Below are 17,520 nucleotides of genomic sequence, written 5' to 3' on the forward strand. Positions count from 1 at the left end.
GAGTCCCCACAGATGTGTCGAGCGTAGTTCTATATAGCACAGCCCCAGAAGCATGAGAAGCGGCTCCGGCCGCGGTTGGACGCTGCCTCATTCGGTTGTGGACACAGTGTAGCTGCCGGTGCGCTGGTTGCTGTGGGCTCCGCACTCGTCCTCCCAATAAACCTGCCAGGTATGTTCACCGACCGTCTCCGTGGGCAGTCGCAGCCCATAGGTCGTGCCCGATTGCTCCGAAGAACATGCCAGCCAGTCGGGCAACAGATCGTCCATCACCTGCCATTGCTCCGAGTCGAAGCGATACCAGAATTCGCCGCCGCTCAAATTGCAGTCGCGGTCGTTGTAGTCGAAGGTCACGCCCAGTTCGTCAAAGTCGAAGACATCCACCGGACGCCCGCTGTAGGTCATCTGCTCGTCCAGCGTGCCGTTGACCCAGACGTAGACCTGTCCCAGTTCCGGCGCGGCGTTGCACAGCGAGCAGGATGTGTCGTAGTACAGCGTGAACTTCTCCTTGGTCGAGAGCCCGTGCTTGTCGTAGATCTTCACCGCTCCCAAATGCGGGCCCCGGTAGTCCGGACAGGGGATGTCGTGCGTGGCGCGGAAGTGCCCGCGGTCCACCGGGTCGCGCTCGAGTCTGATCCACAGGTAGCCGTCGAAGAAAAACACTTTGCTCGAGTCCACGTCGCTCAAACCCTCCGGGTCGTCGACCCAGGCTTCGACGTTGACGAAATCGCCCGGGATCAAAGGGTCGTCGGCATCGAGTCCGCTGGTCAACTGATAATCGAGTATTTGCGGATGTCGTGTTTCGTCTTTCTGCTCAGCGCACCCCGCGGCAAGCAGGACCGCGCAGAGCAACAATGCCGGCAGTCTGAAAATGCGCATGCTCATTCCTCCCCGCCGGAGTTCGACTGTAGATAGACGATACCTTCCATTGAGGTCAGGCGACCTACGTCGTCCCGGGCAATGAACCAGACGCTGTGCAGCCCATCCTGCTCGATGTTGTCAAACGTGTGATGCACGACCCACAGCCACGGCCGGTTCGGATCGACCACCATGTGGCTGGTCGAATACGGCCCCTGGAATTCGACGGCCGCCACGTCCTGGTACCCCTCGGGGTCGTTGACCTCGGCCTCGACCAATACGCGATCGCCCTGGGCGCAGGGATCCTGCTGATCCTGACAGTCGTCGATCGATACGCTGACAAACCACGGCGGCCCCTCGTCCCACTCCGGCTCGTCCTGGTCCAGCCACGGCTGATCGTCGTCTTCTTCCCACGCATCGTCATCGTAGTCGCAGTCCAGATCCATGTAGCACGCCGGTCCCAGCAGCAGCAGCAGCACCAATCCCGCGAAAATCGATCTATGCATCGTCCTCCCCCTGTGTTGCGCAATAGCACACGCAAAGTACGGGCCAAGAATCGGGCTGCTCTCTTAATCTTCTTGTTATTGATGGTTAATCCGCCTTGGTTGCCCGCTACGTCAACAATTAATATCCGCCCGGGCAACTCAATTTTTCGTTACCAGTCACGAATCTCTAATAGTGGCTATGCGCCTGGTTGTCATGGATCACGGAATATTGTATTAAGGACTTCGCATTTGCCGATCGAAATTCGATCACAAAAAATAAAAGCATATCTAAGGACACCACTTCCATGAAGAGGATACGCCTATGATCAAGTTCAGCGAAATGCAGCTAAAAACGCCGCGCTTCATACGTGACGTGTACCTTGTCACCGGGGGGATGAGCGAATTCCGCCGGGCCTTCCCCGAACGCAGGACCGAGGAGCTGTGCATCGAGTCTCTGCAGGAGGCGGCGGGCTACATCGGCATGACCGCGCAGGAGTTGAAGAAGTACATCCACACCTGCTACTACGGCCACTTTGCCGACCACTTCGGCGATCAGCTGCTGGGCGAAGCGGTAATCCACGACCGCCTCGGGCTGGATCCTTTGGGCAACATCGGCGTCAAAACCGGCGGCGCCACGGGCGGCTCAACAATCTGGGAGGCTGCCAAAACCATTGCCAGCGGTTATTCGGATTGCACCCTGGCTATGGGCTGGGAGCGGATGGACGAGGTGCCCACGGACGAGGGCAACCATCTGATCTCCTGCGCCGCTGATAAAGACTGGGAAACTCCCCTGGGCCACATCTACACCGGCTACTACGCGGTGATGGCACAGAAGTACTGGAAGGTCTTCGGCAAAGAGCAGGACTCGTTCCGCCGCACCATGGCCGAAATCTCAGTCAAGAACCACGGCTACGCCTGTCACAATCCCTTTGCCCACTCGCCGATGAAAATCACTGTCGACGATGTGATCAACTCCCAGATCGTTGCCTATCCGTTGCGCGCGCTGGACTGCTGCCTAATGAGCGTGGGCGCGGCCTGCGTGATCCTCTGCGACAAGGAGACGGCCTACAAGCTCACCGACGATCCGCTGCTGCTGTACTGCGCCGCTGGATCGCACACTCTGCGCCCGGCCGATCGCCGCAACATGGAGATCCCGTTGCTGCCCAACGAGAGCCCGGACCAGTATGCGAACCTCGAAACGGAGTTCCCGGGCAGCGAACGCTATCCAGGCTTCACCGGCTTCCTCGCCGCACGGATGGCCGCCTATTACGGCTATCGCATGGCGGGCATCAAAGATCCCACCGAGGATCTTGACTTGGTCGAGCTACACGACGCATTCACGATCAGCGACATCCAGACCTATGAAGATGTGGGCATCCGGCCCTACGGCCGAGGCCGCGAGTACGTGGAGAGCGGCGATTGCTACCACACCAACCCGCAGACCGGCGGACCGGGCAAGCTGCCGGCCAACATCTCCGGCGGGCTGATCGGCTGCATGCACGCCGTGGGGGCCACCGGCATCATGCAGGTGATCGAAAGCATGCACCACGTACACCATCGTTGGGCCGAGATCCACGGCGACACCAAGCGTTGGGAACGTTACGGCAAGCAAAAACCCGCCGACTGGCAGGATCTGCAGGTCAAGGACGCCAAGCGCGCCCTGGCCATCAGCCACGCGGGAGTCGGCAGCCACGTCACCGCCACGATCCTCGTCAAGCCCGATGCGCGGCTGGACAAATAGGGAGGTCAATGATGGGTAAAAGAGGCACAGTGTCGGTCAAGAACGACCGCTATTACTTCGACGGCGACTTCCACGTCATCTATCCCAACACGCCGATCTGCAACCAGGACGGCGATCTGTGCGGCGTGACCAACCCGCGCGACATGACCTACGTCCACTCCTACGGCGGCGAAGCACCGTTCTTCGCGGGCATCGCAAAGGGCAAGCTGCTGGCCACGCGTTGCGACAACCCGGACTGCGAGTCGGGCTACAAATCGATCAACATCCCGTTCCGCACACACTGCCCGGATTGCCTGGACAAGGCCACGGTGATCGACCTGACCCAGGTCGCCAACGACACGGCCAAGGTCCATACCTTTATGCTCTGCGAGCGCTCCGGCGCGTTCAACACGCTGCCAAAGCCGATCAAGTTCATCAACGTCGAGTTCCAGGGAGCGGCGACGATCCTGATGAGTTACTTGCCGGTGGGCGAACCGCAGATCGGTATGCGCGTGGTGCCGATCTTCCGCACGGTGGAGCCGACCTACACCATCACCGACTTGGCGTTCGTACCAGAGGGGACCGCGGCCGCGGACCTGCCCGAGGGCTTCACGTTCTCCAAGTAGTCTTGCTATTGAACGGCTGCACACGGGGCGTCCCTTCCGGGCGCCCCGTTTTTTCATTGCTGCGCCGACTGTCCGACCAAACCGTTCTCGACCAGATACTGCGCCAGCAACCGGGCCATCACCGCGCTGCCGTACTCGTTGTAGTGGCAGTAGGTCTGGAACAACTCTTCCCAGTGATGGTCGGCCAGCAGCAGCGGCTCAATTAGCAAAAACGGGGCCGAGTGTTTGCGCGCCACCTCTTCCATGGTCAGGTCGAAGGCCTGCGTGTGCTGCGTGGTGGCCTCGGCCACAAATACGATACGGCCACCGCGATTTTCGATTTCGTCGGCCAGCTCGTCGAGGTTGCGAAAGTACTCTTCAGGCGAATTGACCAACTGCTCGCGAAATTTCAGCCGGGCCAGAATCGCCAGCCGCACGGCGATGTTATACAGCGACGAACGCGCTAACAGCCGCTGCATTGAGGCGATCATGCGTACCTGCTGCGGATCGGACGCTCCGCCGTAGGTCTCGAACCACTGACGCTGGGTCATCACTCCGCGGCGGGACTGCTCGTAGTCGTTGTTCCCGGTGTAGACGATCACCAACTCCGGTTCCAGGTCGCGGCCCACGTCGCGGAACATCACCATCAGTTGGTAGCTGGTCCAGCCGCTAACCCCGCTGTTGATCACCTGTGCGTTGACCCCGGATTCGATCAACCGCTGCTCAAGCTGCCGGGTCCAGCGCGCTTTGGGTGCAACGTCGTGCCCCTCGGTGCTGCTTCCGCCCAGACAGAGGATCACCATGCGCTCGTCCCCTGCCCTGCTTTCGATCTCGATCTTCTCCGCGCGTTCCTGCAAATCCCACAGATAGATCCGCTGGTTGATGTCCAGCGGCAGCCAACCCAGGCGCTGGTCCTCGAGCATGTCGGCGGTCAGACCCCGCGGCTTTGCAATGGCCTGTAGCGGACTGGCGCGGACAACGGCCTCGGCCGTCAACAGGCCGCCGAACGCCAGTGTGAACAACAGTAGGTTGGCGAACCTGATCCTCGGTAAAATCAGCAGCGCCTGCATTGCCAGCAGAACGCCGAGCAGCAGCCCGAGGTAGAGCAAAATGTTCGCATGCAAAATAATCACCGCCGGAACGCTGAGCACCAGCGGTAAAAAGACCAGTGCGTTTAACAGGCCGGCGCGCCCCCTGCCTCGCGTGCCCAGCAGCAGGCTCAGAAATGCGAACGAAAAGATCCAGGCGATCAGCGGCCATGTCAGCACCCGATCGACCGCCACCAACGTCGAACACAGTCCCGCGAGCACGATCACGGCGGCCACGGTCAACGGTCGCGTTCCTGGCTTTGTCGCATCCTGCACAGGCCGCGCTACGTTGCTCAACAGCTCCTGCCCTACTCGTAGCGGTACTACGTAAAGCAGCAGCCCGGCCCAGACCAGCTCCATCGGCACGTCGAAATACACGGCCAGCGCGCCGACCGCCAGGAACACGATGTAGGTCAATAGACGCAGAGCAGCCAGGGCCTGCCGTCGCAACACAGTGCACAGCGCCGCGTCCGCGAACAACGCACCGCCGCAGAGCAGCAGCACGGGGAACAGGCGTTGGATGACGAACTCGTTTACTCCGGGAGTGGCGCGCAGCAGCAGCGGATCCGCGGGCCAATAGACAAGGGTTGCCAATGCCGCGAGATAGCCGCCCGCCAGGGCAAAAGGCATCAACAGTGCGCCGAGCATTCCGCGCGCCAGACGCGCGAGCTGCGTACCTCCGGAGCCCGCCGTCGTCAGTTCCATTTCAGCGCCCGTCTCGTTCGAGGGCAGCCTGGAATAACGCCCTGGCCCGGGCCGCGGCCGGACGTCCGGCCTGCTCGTCGACGATCTGCTGCATCAGCTCCAGCGCCAGATCCATGCGCCCCTGCTGCAACGCGCACTGCTGCCTGACCAGCAGGTAGTCTGCGCGCAGACGGGGCGTCTGTTCCCGCTGGGCCACAGTGGCGTCGAGCAGCTCCAGCGCCTCGTCGCAGCGTTGCAGCTCGGCCAGGGCCCGGGCCTTCACCGCATCGGCCTCACGCGGGTCTTGTAGTCCAAGGGGGTTGTGTTGCACATGACGCGCGACGCTTAGCGCATCTTGGGCTTCGCCGACTTGCAGCAGCTCGCGCGCCATCGCCAGCAGCTCGCCCGGCGGTCTGTCGGTCGGAGAGACCAGGAACGCGGCGGCCAATCCCAGCAGCGCCCCGCAAACAAAGCACGCGACTGCCGCCCGGACCGGATTATTCATCGATTGAGGGCGTTAACTATCGGAACGTTGAGGGGCGTTCTCCCTGATGAACTTGGCGATGCTCTCGATCTTGGTGCCGGGCGTGAAAATTTCGCGGACGCCCAGCTGCTTGAGCTGTTCGATATCTTCGTTAGGGATGATCCCTCCGCCGAAGAGCATCACGTCGTCGAGCTTGTCGTGCTTCATCAGCTCGAGCACCCGCGGGAAGAGCGTCATGTGGGCTCCGGATAGTATTGAGAGCCCGATCACGTCTACGTCCTCCTGAATCGCGGCGCCAACGATCATCTCGGGAGTCTGATGCAGCCCGGTGTAAATCACCTCAAACCCCTCATCGCGCAGTGCGCGGGCCACAACCTTGGCCCCGCGGTCGTGGCCGTCGAGCCCGGGCTTGGCGATCAGGATGCGGATCTTGCGTTCCATGACTGGCTCCTTAGAGATAGGCCGGGTCAACGTATTCGCCGTAGACCGGTTTTAACGCTCCGATGATCTCGCCCTCGCTGGCGTAGGCCCTGACGCAGTCCAAGATGTGGGGCACGATATTCTCGTCGTTGCGCGCCGCGCGGGTCAGCTCCTCGAGGGCCTTGTCGCAAACCGCGGCGTCGCGCTCGTTGCGCACCTTTTGCAATGCCGCCACCTGTTCGCGCTCAACCTGCGGATCGATCTTCAGCGTCTGGATCGGCGCTTCCTGGTCATGCACGTACTTGTTGACGCCGACCATGGTTTTAATCCCGGCGTCGAGCTGCCGCTGGTAGTGGATCGCCGCGTCCGCGATCTCGCGCTGGGGATAGCCCGACTCGATCGCGGCGATGATTCCGCCCATCTCGTCGATGCGCTCGATGTAGGCCATGGCCTCGCTCTCGAGCTTGTCGGTCAACGCCTCCACCGCGTAGCTGCCGGCCAGCGGATCGATGATGTTGGCCGCGCCGGACTCCTCGGCGATGATCTGCTGGGTGCGCAACGCCACGGTGACCGCCTCCTCGGTGGGCAGGGCGTAGGTCTCGTCCAGGCTGTTGGTATGCAGGCTCTGGGTCCCGCCCATTACAGCTGCCAGCGCCTGGATCGTGGTGCGCACGATGTTATTCAGCGGCTGCTGTGCGGCCAGCGAGCAGCCCGCGGTTTGGGTGTGGAAACGCAACATCCACGAACGCGGGTCACGCGCGCCGAACCGTTCGCGCATCACCCGCGACCAGATGCGTCGCGCCGCGCGGTATTTGGCGATCTCCTCGAACAGGTCGTTGTGAGCGTTGAAAAAGAAACTCAACCGCGGGGCGAAGCTGTCGACGTCGAGTCCGGCGTCCACGCAGGCCTGCACGTAGCCGATGCCGTCGGCCAGGGTGAAGGCCAACTCCTGCACCGCAGTGCTGCCCGCCTCGCGGATGTGGTAGCCCGAGATGCTGATCGTGTTCCAGCGCGGAACGTGCTCGGAGCAGAAGGCAATGATGTCGGTGATGATCTTGATGCTCGGCCGGGGCGGAAAGATCCAGGTCTTTTGCGCGATGTACTCCTTGAACATGTCGTTCTGGATCGTGCCGCCGATCTTGTCCCAGCTCACGCCCTGCTTTTGGGCCACGGCCATGTACATGCACAGCAGGATCGCTGCCGGCGGGTTGATCGTCATGCTGGTCGTAACTTTATCCAGCGGGATGCCGTTGAACAGCACCTCCATGTCGCGTAGCGTGTCGATCGCCACGCCGCAACGCCCGACCTCGCCGGCGCTCATCGGATCGTCGCTGTCGTGACCGTAGAGCGTGGGGAAGTCGAATGCCACCGAGAGCCCGGTCTGCCCCTGCCGCAGCAGGAAATGGAAGCGCTCGTTGGTCTCGCGCGCCGAGCCGAACCCGGCGAACTGCCGCATGGTCCACAGTCGGCCGCGGTACATCGTGGGCTGCACGCCGCGGGTGTAGGGATACTCCCCGGGCCAACCGAGCTTTTCGGCCGGGTCGAAATCGGCCATCTCGTCCGGCCCGTAGATCGGATCGACCTCGAGGTCGGAGGTGGTCGTAAAACGAAAATCGCGTTTCTTGGGATTCTCATCTTCGGGCCGATAGACCCGCTGAATCCATTGCTGTTTCTTTTTCATTGATTCAAAGTCCGCTACTGGATTTCGGCTCAGCGTCATTTGCCGTGGAACACGTGGTAAACGTCCTCAAAGTTGATGTTGAAGCCGATCTCCATGTAGTCGTAAGCGTTCTTGTAATAACCGCGGCCGTCGCCCAGCGAGTTGCCCGGCAGGACCTTGGCCACCTCGCGCTCGGCCATGAACAGATGCGCGTAGGCGAAGTCGAGGCTGAAGCCCCAATAGTTGATTGTGAATCCGCCGCAGGCTCCGTGCTTGTCCGTGTCCGGCCCGCCAAGTCCCGTGGTCTCCTCGGGCACTGCCCCTTGGTCGAAAAAATAGCCGCAGCGCATGCTGAAGTTTTTGGAGTAGTCGTATTGGGTTCCGGTCCGCAGGCTCCAGGTGTCTTTCCAGTAGCATGGCATGAAGAAGTCGGCGAGCAGCTCCTCTTTATCCAGGTCGACCGGGTAGCCCTCGACCTTGCTCCACTCGATCCAGACCGCGTCGAACTCCAGGTCCCACTTGGGAAGCGGGATGAAGCGCACGCCGAAGCGCACCTGTTGCGGGAAGGTTATCTCGACCGAGATGTCGTCCTTGTAGACATCCATGCCGACGAACGAGGCGTAGGGCTCGGGCAGTTCGGCCTCGATGAAACCGGAGAGCACCAGATTGTAATCGGGAAGGTAGCTTCCGCCGAACTCGAGCCAGGGCAAAGGCTGGATCAAAATTCCCGCCATGTAGCCCGGGTTCCAGTCGTCTTTAGCCACGAAGTTGGCGATGACGTTGTAGGCCGGCAGCTTGTCGCCGAGCAGCGATACCGAGTAGTGGTCGTTCTTGCCGAATGAAACCAGTTGGCCGCAGGCTCCCAGCCGCAGCCAGCTCAGTGGCTGCCAGCCCGCTGCCAGCGTGTAATAGATAGCCACGGTCGTCGTCTCAACTGTTCCGCTGACTCCGCCCAGCGATTCCTCGGGATAGCGTGCCGTGACCCCCGGAGGTCCGTAGGCGCCGAAGGCGAAGGTCCAATGCTTGAGGTGGAAGTCTGTGGATAACGCGCCGAAGGGGATCGGGTCAAGCGGGTTACGGTTAGTTACGAACTCACCGTACGGCTCGCGCTGGTACCAAATCTTGTACATGTCGAATTTGCTCGAGACATAAAGATTGGTGCCCTTGATTTTGGTCAGGCCGGCCGGATTGTGCCAGATGCAGGTCAGATCGTCGGCGCGCACGGCCATCGCCGCACCGCGTCCCACCGCCTTGGCCCCGATGTCAGGCTGATAGAAACCGGAAGCCAAGGAGGCTGCGGGCAATGCTAAAATTGCCGCCAACGCTCCGAGCAAGATAATACAATGCCACGCGGATCTCCCTCGCCTCATCCCCCAGCTTCCCCCTGTTACTCCGATTTGCTATCTCATCAGCTGCCGTAAAGCGCGTCCGCCAAGTATTTCAGTTTGTGGTGGATTAGTCTATCCCGCGCCGGCCAGCCCTTTTCGTTAATAGCCCGCAGCTCGTAGAACTCTTTGAGCATCAGCTCCATGTCCGGAGCCGAGCCCTCGGTCGGTCCATCCTGGATCGGCGTCATCATCCGCTTGCTCAGCTTGTCGTCCTCGCTGCCGCTGCCGAACAGATTGGTCAGGCCGCGCTTTAAGTACCACAATCTTTCACCGAGCTCGAGGATCTCTTCCTGGGTGTACTCGAAACCTGTTACCGCGTTGACCATCTCCAACGCCTGCGTCAGGTTGAGTATCATTGATCCCAGGTTGCAGAACACCGCGCAATGGGAAAAGAACTGACCGTAGTTCTGAGCGTGAATGTTCATCTGGGCCTTGCCCACCGAGGTCAATCCTTCGATATCGTCGCAAAGATCGTCGATCTCGGGCACGTACATTCCGCCGCCCTCGATCGGATACTCCAGGCTGTTCATGTGGCACGCGCCGCGATTGCTTACCGCGTAGGCCAGGCCGTAGCCGTGCGCCGACCGCGGGTCGTGCATCGGCGCTTCGAGGCCGCGCACCGTGCTCAGGAAGTCCTCGCCGAAGCCCAGCTCCTTTGCCGCCGCGGCGCTGCCTTTGGCCAGCAACGCGCCGAATCCTTTTCCGGCCGCGATCTGTTTGGCCAGCTGGATTATCGTCTCGCTGTTGCCCCACGTAAGCTCGAGGCCGCCGGTCGTATCGGTGTCAATCAGTCCGCGCTCGAAACACTCCATGGCCCAGGCGATGGACGCGCCGGCGGTGATCGTGTCGATCCCCGCGCGGTTGCAGATCTCGTTGGCCTTGGCTATCGATTCCATCGAAGGGTTGAGCAACATCGTACCGAAGGTGCCCATGGTCTCGTACTCCGGGCCGGGCCCCTTCTCCATTTGGAACGGACCGTCCGCTACCGCTACCTCGCGCTTGCAGGCTACGGAGCAGCTGTAACAGGTCTTGTTGCCGGTCAACACCTTGTCGCCGTAGGCGATGGGGGCGATATCGTCGAACTGGTCCCATTCGCTGATCTGCCAATTCTTCATCGGGATGTCGCCGGAGATGATTCCCAGGTCCATGTGGCTCGCAGTGCCGAATGCGCGCAGCCCCTCGATGGTGATGTTGCCGTCGTACAGTTCCTTTAGTTCTTTCTTTAACACATCGAAACGCTCGGGAAGCGCGATCTTGGGTTTACCGCTTCCACGGACCCACAGCGCTTTGAGATTTTTCGAGCCGCAGACTGCTCCCAAACCCACGCGGCCTGCCAGATGCCCCTTGTTGTTGACCATGTTGGCGATCGGCAGCAGCTTCTCGCCCGCCGGACCGATGGTGAAGACCTGGCCGCCCTTGTTCGAGTCGCCCCGATAGTCGGCGATGATGCGGTCGGTGGCCTCGTAGGTGTCCATTCCCCAATAGGCCGATCCGTCGCGGATCTGCACACGGTCGTCGTCGATCGCCAACACTACAGGTTTATCCGACGCGCCGGTGATCACGATCCCGTCCCAGCCGGCGAACTTGATCTGCGGTCCGATGAAACCGCCGACGTTGGCTTCGCCCAGTACGCCGGTCTGCGGGCTCTTGGCCAGCACCTCGATGCGGCACACGGCGTTCATCCGTACACCGGTCAGAGGTCCGGTCATGATCACCAGCGGATTGCGCGGATCGAGCGGGTCGATGTCCCAGTTGGGATTGAGCAGGTCGAAAAATAGTTTTACGCCCAGCCCCGATCCGCCGATGTACTCGCGGCTGACCTCGGTCGGAATCTCGATAGTCTCAATTGCGGACGTGCTCAGATCGACCTTGAGCACCTTGCCCGTGTGGCCACCGTATGTCATCAGATAAGCCCCGTGGAATTCAGTAGATGTTGAACTCGCCGTATCCGTTGTCGTCGAGGTACTTGGGGTACATCGTGTAGGTCGGCTTGATCGCGGGCAGCAGCTTGAGGATCTTGGGAATCGGGCCCTTGGCCACCATCTGCTTGCGTGTCAGCGCGGCCATCAGGTTTACCTTGCCGAACCAGAACTTGTGCGCGATATCCGAGGTCATGCTCATCTCGACCAGGGCCGGCGAGTCGTTGTCGTTGATCACGACCCTCAAAGCATCGCCGGAGCAATCGATGTACACGCTGACTTCGGGATCGGTGTACTTGAAGCGGATGGTCAACCCACTGGCCAACAGCTTGTCCGCAACCGCGGGCGTCTGGGCCACGAGGTCAAAGAAGCCGCCGATTACCTCGCCGAATTTCTCGCCTGAGTCGAATAATGCCATTTTTATTTCCTCCAGTCGGTCCTGTATTTATTTACGGGCCGGGCCGGGTCGGCTCGCTTCGTCTCGGATCTTTTCTTAGTAGGCCGCCTTCAGAGTCTCGAGCACCGCTTCCTCCTCGACCTCGCGAGGGTTATAGAAGGTCGTGCCGTCCATTACAGCAGCTGCCGCGATCTTTTCCAGGCCGTCCTCGGGTACACCGGCCTGGCTAAGCTTGATCGGCAGGCCCGAGGAAGCGGCGAGCTTGTCTTGCAGCTCGCGCACCGCGTCGATCGCCTTGCGCGCGGCCGAAATCTCGTCCAGGCCATGGGTGTCCAGCCGCATCACCTGCGCCAGATCGCTCATCTGTTTGGGCACTTCCTCGAGGTTGTACTCCATACCGTAGGGCAGCAGGATCGCGTTGGCCACGCCGTGGGGCACGCCGTAGAGGCCGCCGGTGGCATGGGCCATCGAGTGCACGACTCCGACCATCGAGTGGCTGAAAGCCGCGCCGGCAAAGGTCGCGGCGACCAATACCTTGCTGCGCGCTTCGAGGTTGTCGCCCTGGCTGACCGCGATCGGCAGAAACTCCATCAGCATCCGAACCGCCTGCGAGGCGAAGGCGTCGGAGGCCGGATTCTTCTGCAGACCCCAGAAGGCCTCCATCGCGTGGGTCAGCGCATCCATGCCCGTGGCCGCCGTAAGCTGCGCGGGCAGGCTCAGCGTCATCTCCGGATCGAGCACCGCCAGATTGGGAAGCATGTGCTTGTCCACGAAGCTGTTCTTGGTGTGGGTCTCCTCGTCGAGGATCACGGCCACCATCGTCACTTCCGAGCCGGTTCCCGCGGTGGTCGGAATCACGATCAGCGGCCGTAGCGGCTCGGTCAACGTTTGTGCGCCGGAGTAGTCGTTCAACAGGTCGCCGCCGTTGGTGAACAGGATGTTCGCGGCCTTGGCCGAGTCGATCACGCTGCCGCCGCCGATCGCCAGAATCGAGTCGGCCCGCGCGTCGCGCGCCTGATCGCAGATCTGCTTGACGATCTTGATCTCGCTGTTGGGCGGAACCTGATCGAACACACCGGCGATCTCTAAGCCGCCGCTTGTGATCCCGTCCAGCACCGGCTGGACCAAACCGACCTTCTTATAGAGAATTTCATCGGTGACAACGAATGGTCTCTTAATTTTTAAATCGCTGATTTCCGCGCTGAAATCCTTGGCCAGACCAGGTCCGTATACAATCCTGGTGGGATGCCAAAACTCAAAAAAATCCGGCAGCATAACCGATGTCCTTTCGTTTTATTGCCCTAGATTGCGAGCAATTTGATAGCACGCACATCCGGGTGTGTCAATCCAGAGTCACCGCGTTGTGATTTCCGTCTTGACCGCAATCTGACGCTGTCAGCAAGTGAGCTGCAATGATACACCACGCCGCCTGGAGTCGAAAGCGTAAGGCATCGCTTGATCGCTGCTGCGGCCGCGGATACAATCGGCCGCCATGAGTTCAGAAGTAAAGTTCAACGCCAAGTCGCGGCAGGCATCACGTCGGCTGCTGGTACTGCTGGAGACCGTAGAGGACTTCGAGCAGAACCTCGACCTCTACGTGCAGGACGGCGGGCAGATCGACGAGGATTTCCTGCCGACACTCGACCGCCTGCGGCAGCTGATTACCGAGGATTCCACAGAACTCGCCGGGGTGCTGTGCGAGGTCAGCGAGCCGTTTCAGGAGGGGCTGCTCGAATGGGCGGTCGCCTACAAGCGCGCCGACATGCTCGAGGCCTGGCTTTCGCACGCCGACCGCTCGATGGCCAAGGTAATCAAACGGCTGGCGCACACGCTCAAGACCCAGGGGATCCAGATCGAGGATCGGCGCGAGCGGCGCTCGTTGAAGATCGAGCCGGAGAAGCTCGAGGCGCCGCCCTCGCTGGTCAGCGCCACCGACAGTCAGGGCGAGCACGTTGTCTGGCTGGCGCGCGAAAATCCGCGCGGCGTGCGCACGCTGCAGGCGATCCTCTCTCCACAGCGCGGCGTGGCCAATTTCGACATGTACGAGGTCTCGCGCAGCGAGTACCGCAAGATGATCCGCGAGATCACTGTGGGCGACGAGTTCTTCATCACCGAGGCGCCCACCGCATACGCGTTGTACCTGCTGCGGCGTTACGTCGACATAGGGCAGCCGCCGGATCGTTTCATCACCTCGCTGACGATGATCTCATCGGGCATCGAGCCTCCGGCCGACGACCCGCTGCTCTCGACGCTCCCCGCGCCTACCGACGCAATCGCCGCGGAGGTGATGCGAACCAGCGACCGCTTGCACGATCTGGAGCCGTTCAAGCATTTCGTGCCCGACCGCAGCGCTGTGATGGATCTGGAACACAAGCTGTACAACCTGGAGCACAGCGAGCTGATGGTCGACGAGCAACAGCGCCGCGAACAGATCGGTATCACCCTCAACAAGGCGATCGACGACTTCTTTAAGAGTTCGGCCGTGATCCAGCGGATTCGCGACATGGCCGCACTGTTGCACCTGATGGGCCGTCCCGAGCAACGCAACTTGGCGCGGGCCACGGCCGAGCTGCTGGAAAGCGGCGAGTGTTTGCCGCACACGGTTCCGTTCGCATTGCGCACGTTCAGCAAGATCTTCACGCGCTGGCCCCTCGACGCCCCGGAAGAGACCGAACCCGAAGCGGGCTCCGAGTCCGGCGGGCTGATCGTGGCCGGACGATGATTCGATGAGAGTCGCGCTGGTCCATCCGCCGGAGTCGGTCCAGAGCATCGGCTCCGAGATCGTTCAGCACCCGATCAACATCGCCAGCATCGCCGCCTACATCCGCCGCGAAAACGACGCCGAGGTCGAGCTGTGGGACTACGCCGTGCTCGACCACCCCAGCGAGGACTTCCGCGAACGGATGCGCCGCTTCAAGCCGCAGATCGTCGGCTTCTCGTGCATGACCCCGTTGATCGTTCAGGGGGCGGAGTTGGCACGGATCGCAAAGCAGGAAGACCCCGAGGTGTTGGTCGTGGTCGGCGGGCCCCACGTTTCGGCGATCCCCGAGCACACCCTGGAGCAATACGAGAGTTTCGACATCAGCGCCATCGGCGAGGGCGAACAGACGATGTCCGAGATCATCCACGCGCTGGAGCACGGACTGCCGCTGGAGAACATCGCCTCCACCGCAGTGCGCATTGACGGCGCCATCCGGCGCAACGAGCTGCGTGATCTGATCCACGATCTGGACGACCTGCCCTACCCGGCCCGCGACCTGATCGACCTCGAGCTGTACAAGGGCTCGAGCTCGCCGGGCCTGGACAGCTCGTTGCAGCGAATCACCGAACTGTTCACCTCCCGCGGATGCCCGATGAATTGCATCTTTTGCGCCAGCGCAGTGACGCACCGCAACAAAGTGCGTTTCCGCTCGGCCGAACATGTACTTGGTGAAGTGCGACAGTGCGTCGAGCAGTACGGCATCCAGCATTTCACCATCGACGACGACACCTTTACCTACGGCCACAAGCGGCTGACCGCGATCTGCGATGGGTTGCGCGAACTGGGCGTAAGCTGGGATTGTGACAGCCGCGTGGATTCGGTCAATCCCGAGGTGCTCAAGATGATGGCCGACTCGGGCTGCAAAAAGATCGCCTTCGGCGTTGAGACCGGCAGCCCGCGGATGCTCGAACTGATCAAGAAACAAATCACGGTCGAGCAAATCGAGGACGGCTTCGACTGGGCGCATCGCGCCGGAATTCTCACATCAGCCTTCATCATGATCGGAAGCCACCCCAGCGAGACCATCGAAGACCTCGACCAAACCCTGGCCCTGATAAAGCGCATCCGCCCGGACTTCGTGCTGGTCTACATCGCGGTGCCCTACCCCGGGACCGAGCTGTACCACATCATGCACGACCAGGAGCTGGTGTTCACCGAGGACTGGAACGAGTACGACATCGTGCGCACGATCCCCAAGTGGCGCACCGAAAACTTCTCGCCCGATCAACTCGTGGCCCTACAAGAGAAGCTCTACCGCAAGATCTACTTCACGCCGCGCTTTATCGCGCAAAAGCTGTTCGCGATCCGCTCATTGGACGACTTCCGCTATATGTGGGACAAGGGATTTTCGCTGCTGAGCTTCCTGGGCGACCGGCGCAAGCAGAGTAAAATCTCGGCGCCTTCCGGCGACTGACCGTTCCGCGTCAGCCGTTCCTGGAAATCTTGCGCAACAACATCAGCTCGCGAAACCCGCGCCTGATGGCGCCGGCCGATCCGCCGGTCTGAAGTCCGCTGGGCCGCGGACGGTGGGCGATCGGCACCTCGACCCAGTCCAGGCCGGCCTGCTTCCAGCGCAGGAAGATCGCGGCGTTGATCCCCGGTCCCTGGATCTGGAGCTGGTCAAGGCGCAATGCGTCGCGCGCCTGCCTGGTCATCAGCTTGAAAGCACAGTTCACGTCGCGCACCCGCACGCGCAGCAGTACGTTGACCATCGCAGTCCAAACCCTGCCGTAGAGCAACCGGTGCCAGGGGTCGGCCCGCGGGCTGCGATAGCCCACAACCACATCGACCCCTGCGCTTTGCTGCGCCGCAAGCAGCGTACCGATTTGCGCGAGGTCGAACTGCAGATCAGCGTCGGAGAACATGATCAGCTCCGAATCCGCAGCTGACAATCCGCTGATCAGCGCCGCGCCGTAGCCGCGGTTGTGCGGATGATGTACGGCCGTAATCAGCGGATCGGCCAGAGCCAGCTCGCGAATCAGCTCGGTGGAGCCGTCGTCCGAGCCATCGTCAACCAGCACCAGCCGCGCAGCGCAGCCGCAGGCCTCCAGCGCTGCGCGCGCCTGAGCCACCAGCGCCGGGAGCAACTGGACCTCGTTGTAAATCGGGAAAACAGCGCTGATATCGGCCATCGACGAATCCTAACCATCGCCCGTGCGCTTTACAAGGCGACCCCTGATCCTCCCCCCGCGTTCTTGACACCTCCAATGCGCCGTGATACTTAGCCCAAGCATCTGTTAATTGAGGGTTATATTGAGTAAGACCGTCCTGCTCGCACAGCATAGCAGCACCATTGATCAGGCCGTGCGCCTGAGCTTGGCAGGCTATGGCCTGCGCTATGTGGTGTGTAAAAGCAGTGAGCAGATCGTTTCCGCCTGCAGAAGCAATCAGCCGCACCTAGTGATCTGTGACCTGCGTTCGGGAAACGACCGCATGCTCGAGGTCTGCAATCAGCTCAAGTCCGACACCGAGCTGCAAACGATCCCGCTGATCGTACTGCAGTCCCAGGGCTCGGAGCCGTTGGAAGCGGCGGATCATCAGCTTGAAAAACCGTTTCGCGCCGAGCAATTGCGCGAGTTGGTCGAGACCTCGTTCAAGTCCGGGGAGGCCCGCGCCGACGACGCGGCAGGCCGCGACTCGATGATCTACCACCAGATCTACGACCCTGACACCGGAAATATGGTCGACGAATCGATCATTCCCAAGGAATTGGGCGGAACCTTCAGCCCGCTGTCCGGGATTGAAGCGGACTTCAACCCGACTGCGGACGCGCAGTCCCAGGAGCCTGCCGCCACGCAGCTCAATGCCGAGCAGTATCAACGACTGACCAAGGCCGTTGAAGAACAGGTATCGCAGATCATCTCCCAGTGGCTGGAAAAATACGCCGAGAAAGAGCTGCGCAAGGTCATTGTATCCAGCGCCAGGGACGTCATCGAAAGCAAGATCGACCAGTCCCTGCCCAAGCTGATCCAGGGCGTAGTCCGGCAACAACTGCTGTCCCTTAAAAATAAACGCTGACCGGGTCAACCGGTTAAACTACCGAATCACCACCCC

The 17,520-nt window shown here is 61.2% G+C and carries 16 protein-coding genes; 5 read left to right on the forward strand and 11 right to left on the reverse strand.

Annotated elements, in window-relative coordinates; translation table 11 throughout:
* Positions 1 to 87: 87 nt before the first annotated feature.
* The gene (locus tag P9M14_12530) at positions 88 to 876 is read right to left on the reverse strand and encodes a hypothetical protein (GenBank protein MDP8256568.1); all 789 of its coding nucleotides are present in this window, start codon (positions 874 to 876) and stop codon (positions 88 to 90) included.
* Between the two features lie 2 nt (positions 877 to 878).
* The gene (locus P9M14_12535) at positions 879 to 1,361 is read right to left on the reverse strand and encodes a hypothetical protein (GenBank protein MDP8256569.1); all 483 of its coding nucleotides are present in this window, start codon (positions 1,359 to 1,361) and stop codon (positions 879 to 881) included.
* 301 nt (positions 1,362 to 1,662) lie between these two features.
* Here P9M14_12535 and P9M14_12540 point away from each other — a divergent pair, with 301 nt between their 5' ends.
* Both P9M14_12540 and P9M14_12545 read left to right on the forward strand, forming a co-directional pair.
* Positions 1,663 to 3,081, forward strand: a complete 1,419-nt coding sequence (locus P9M14_12540; GenBank protein ID MDP8256570.1) for a hypothetical protein — start codon at positions 1,663 to 1,665, stop codon at positions 3,079 to 3,081.
* Positions 3,082 to 3,092: 11 nt separating this feature from the next.
* On the forward strand, positions 3,093 to 3,686 hold the full coding sequence (locus P9M14_12545; GenBank protein MDP8256571.1) for a hypothetical protein: 594 nt from the start codon (positions 3,093 to 3,095) through the stop codon (positions 3,684 to 3,686).
* Between the two features lie 53 nt (positions 3,687 to 3,739).
* Here the strand turns inward: P9M14_12545 and P9M14_12550 are convergent, their stop codons facing one another.
* The 8 genes from P9M14_12550 to P9M14_12585 all read right to left on the reverse strand — a co-directional run bounded on the left by P9M14_12550 (position 3,740) and on the right by P9M14_12585 (position 12,980).
* On the reverse strand, positions 3,740 to 5,458 hold the full coding sequence (locus tag P9M14_12550; GenBank protein MDP8256572.1) for a GDSL-type esterase/lipase family protein: 1,719 nt from the start codon (positions 5,456 to 5,458) through the stop codon (positions 3,740 to 3,742).
* A 1-nt stretch (position 5,459) separates the two neighbouring features.
* Positions 5,460 to 5,942: a hypothetical protein gene (locus P9M14_12555; protein ID MDP8256573.1), complete on the reverse strand. Its 483-nt coding sequence runs from the start codon at positions 5,940 to 5,942 to the stop codon at positions 5,460 to 5,462.
* Positions 5,943 to 5,954: 12 nt separating this feature from the next.
* Positions 5,955 to 6,362, reverse strand: a complete 408-nt coding sequence (locus tag P9M14_12560; GenBank protein MDP8256574.1) for a cobalamin B12-binding domain-containing protein — start codon at positions 6,360 to 6,362, stop codon at positions 5,955 to 5,957.
* Between the two features lie 10 nt (positions 6,363 to 6,372).
* Positions 6,373 to 8,022 carry a methylmalonyl-CoA mutase family protein gene (locus P9M14_12565; protein ID MDP8256575.1) on the reverse strand — a complete coding sequence of 550 codons (1,650 nt, stop codon included), beginning with the start codon at positions 8,020 to 8,022 and terminating at the stop codon, positions 6,373 to 6,375.
* A gap of 35 nt (positions 8,023 to 8,057) precedes the next feature.
* Entirely contained in the window at positions 8,058 to 9,290 is a 1,233-nt protein-coding gene (locus P9M14_12570) for an outer membrane protein transport protein (GenBank protein MDP8256576.1), read from the reverse strand.
* Between the two features lie 119 nt (positions 9,291 to 9,409).
* A complete protein-coding gene (locus tag P9M14_12575; GenBank protein ID MDP8256577.1) occupies positions 9,410 to 11,293 on the reverse strand; it encodes an aldehyde ferredoxin oxidoreductase family protein in 1,884 nt (627 codons plus the stop codon).
* A gap of 19 nt (positions 11,294 to 11,312) precedes the next feature.
* Positions 11,313 to 11,726, reverse strand: coding sequence for an SCP2 sterol-binding domain-containing protein (locus P9M14_12580; GenBank protein MDP8256578.1), 414 nt, complete (start codon positions 11,724 to 11,726; stop codon positions 11,313 to 11,315).
* Between the two features lie 75 nt (positions 11,727 to 11,801).
* On the reverse strand, positions 11,802 to 12,980 hold the full coding sequence (locus tag P9M14_12585) for an iron-containing alcohol dehydrogenase (GenBank protein MDP8256579.1): 1,179 nt from the start codon (positions 12,978 to 12,980) through the stop codon (positions 11,802 to 11,804).
* A gap of 217 nt (positions 12,981 to 13,197) precedes the next feature.
* Between P9M14_12585 and P9M14_12590 the strand changes: the two genes are divergently transcribed.
* Both P9M14_12590 and P9M14_12595 read left to right on the forward strand, forming a co-directional pair.
* On the forward strand, positions 13,198 to 14,427 hold the full coding sequence (locus tag P9M14_12590) for a hypothetical protein (GenBank protein MDP8256580.1): 1,230 nt from the start codon (positions 13,198 to 13,200) through the stop codon (positions 14,425 to 14,427).
* A 4-nt stretch (positions 14,428 to 14,431) separates the two neighbouring features.
* Positions 14,432 to 15,880, forward strand: coding sequence for a radical SAM protein (locus P9M14_12595; protein ID MDP8256581.1), 1,449 nt, complete (start codon positions 14,432 to 14,434; stop codon positions 15,878 to 15,880).
* Between the two features lie 10 nt (positions 15,881 to 15,890).
* Here the strand turns inward: P9M14_12595 and P9M14_12600 are convergent, their stop codons facing one another.
* Positions 15,891 to 16,598 (reverse strand): glycosyltransferase family 2 protein, encoded by a 708-nt coding sequence (locus P9M14_12600; protein ID MDP8256582.1) that lies wholly within the window; start codon positions 16,596 to 16,598, stop codon positions 15,891 to 15,893.
* A gap of 121 nt (positions 16,599 to 16,719) precedes the next feature.
* Here P9M14_12600 and P9M14_12605 point away from each other — a divergent pair, with 121 nt between their 5' ends.
* Positions 16,720 to 17,484: a hypothetical protein gene (locus P9M14_12605; GenBank protein MDP8256583.1), complete on the forward strand. Its 765-nt coding sequence runs from the start codon at positions 16,720 to 16,722 to the stop codon at positions 17,482 to 17,484.
* Positions 17,485 to 17,520 lie beyond the last annotated feature (36 nt).

The sequence above is a fragment of the Candidatus Alcyoniella australis genome (assembly GCA_030765605.1).
Lineage (GTDB): Bacteria > Lernaellota > Lernaellaia > JAVCCG01 > Alcyoniellaceae > Alcyoniella > Alcyoniella australis.

What these genes read in the sequence shown, in the direction of transcription:
- P9M14_12585 (MDP8256579.1), bottom strand. Translation starts at nt 12,980, where the DNA reads ATGCTGCCGGATTTTTTTGAGTTTTGGCATCCCACCAGGATTGTATAC.
- P9M14_12595 (MDP8256581.1), top strand. Translation starts at nt 14,432, where the DNA reads ATGAGAGTCGCGCTGGTCCATCCGCCGGAGTCGGTCCAGAGCATCGGC.
- P9M14_12575 (MDP8256577.1), bottom strand. Translation starts at nt 11,293, where the DNA reads ATGACATACGGTGGCCACACGGGCAAGGTGCTCAAGGTCGATCTGAGC.
- P9M14_12535 (MDP8256569.1), bottom strand. Translation starts at nt 1,361, where the DNA reads ATGCATAGATCGATTTTCGCGGGATTGGTGCTGCTGCTGCTGCTGGGA.
- P9M14_12545 (MDP8256571.1), top strand. Translation starts at nt 3,093, where the DNA reads ATGGGTAAAAGAGGCACAGTGTCGGTCAAGAACGACCGCTATTACTTC.
- P9M14_12555 (MDP8256573.1), bottom strand. Translation starts at nt 5,942, where the DNA reads ATGAATAATCCGGTCCGGGCGGCAGTCGCGTGCTTTGTTTGCGGGGCG.
- P9M14_12580 (MDP8256578.1), bottom strand. Translation starts at nt 11,726, where the DNA reads ATGGCATTATTCGACTCAGGCGAGAAATTCGGCGAGGTAATCGGCGGC.
- P9M14_12540 (MDP8256570.1), top strand. Translation starts at nt 1,663, where the DNA reads ATGATCAAGTTCAGCGAAATGCAGCTAAAAACGCCGCGCTTCATACGT.
- P9M14_12530 (MDP8256568.1), bottom strand. Translation starts at nt 876, where the DNA reads ATGCGCATTTTCAGACTGCCGGCATTGTTGCTCTGCGCGGTCCTGCTT.
- P9M14_12590 (MDP8256580.1), top strand. Translation starts at nt 13,198, where the DNA reads ATGAGTTCAGAAGTAAAGTTCAACGCCAAGTCGCGGCAGGCATCACGT.
- P9M14_12600 (MDP8256582.1), bottom strand. Translation starts at nt 16,598, where the DNA reads ATGGCCGATATCAGCGCTGTTTTCCCGATTTACAACGAGGTCCAGTTG.
- P9M14_12560 (MDP8256574.1), bottom strand. Translation starts at nt 6,362, where the DNA reads ATGGAACGCAAGATCCGCATCCTGATCGCCAAGCCCGGGCTCGACGGC.
- P9M14_12550 (MDP8256572.1), bottom strand. Translation starts at nt 5,458, where the DNA reads ATGGAACTGACGACGGCGGGCTCCGGAGGTACGCAGCTCGCGCGTCTG.
- P9M14_12565 (MDP8256575.1), bottom strand. Translation starts at nt 8,022, where the DNA reads ATGAAAAAGAAACAGCAATGGATTCAGCGGGTCTATCGGCCCGAAGAT.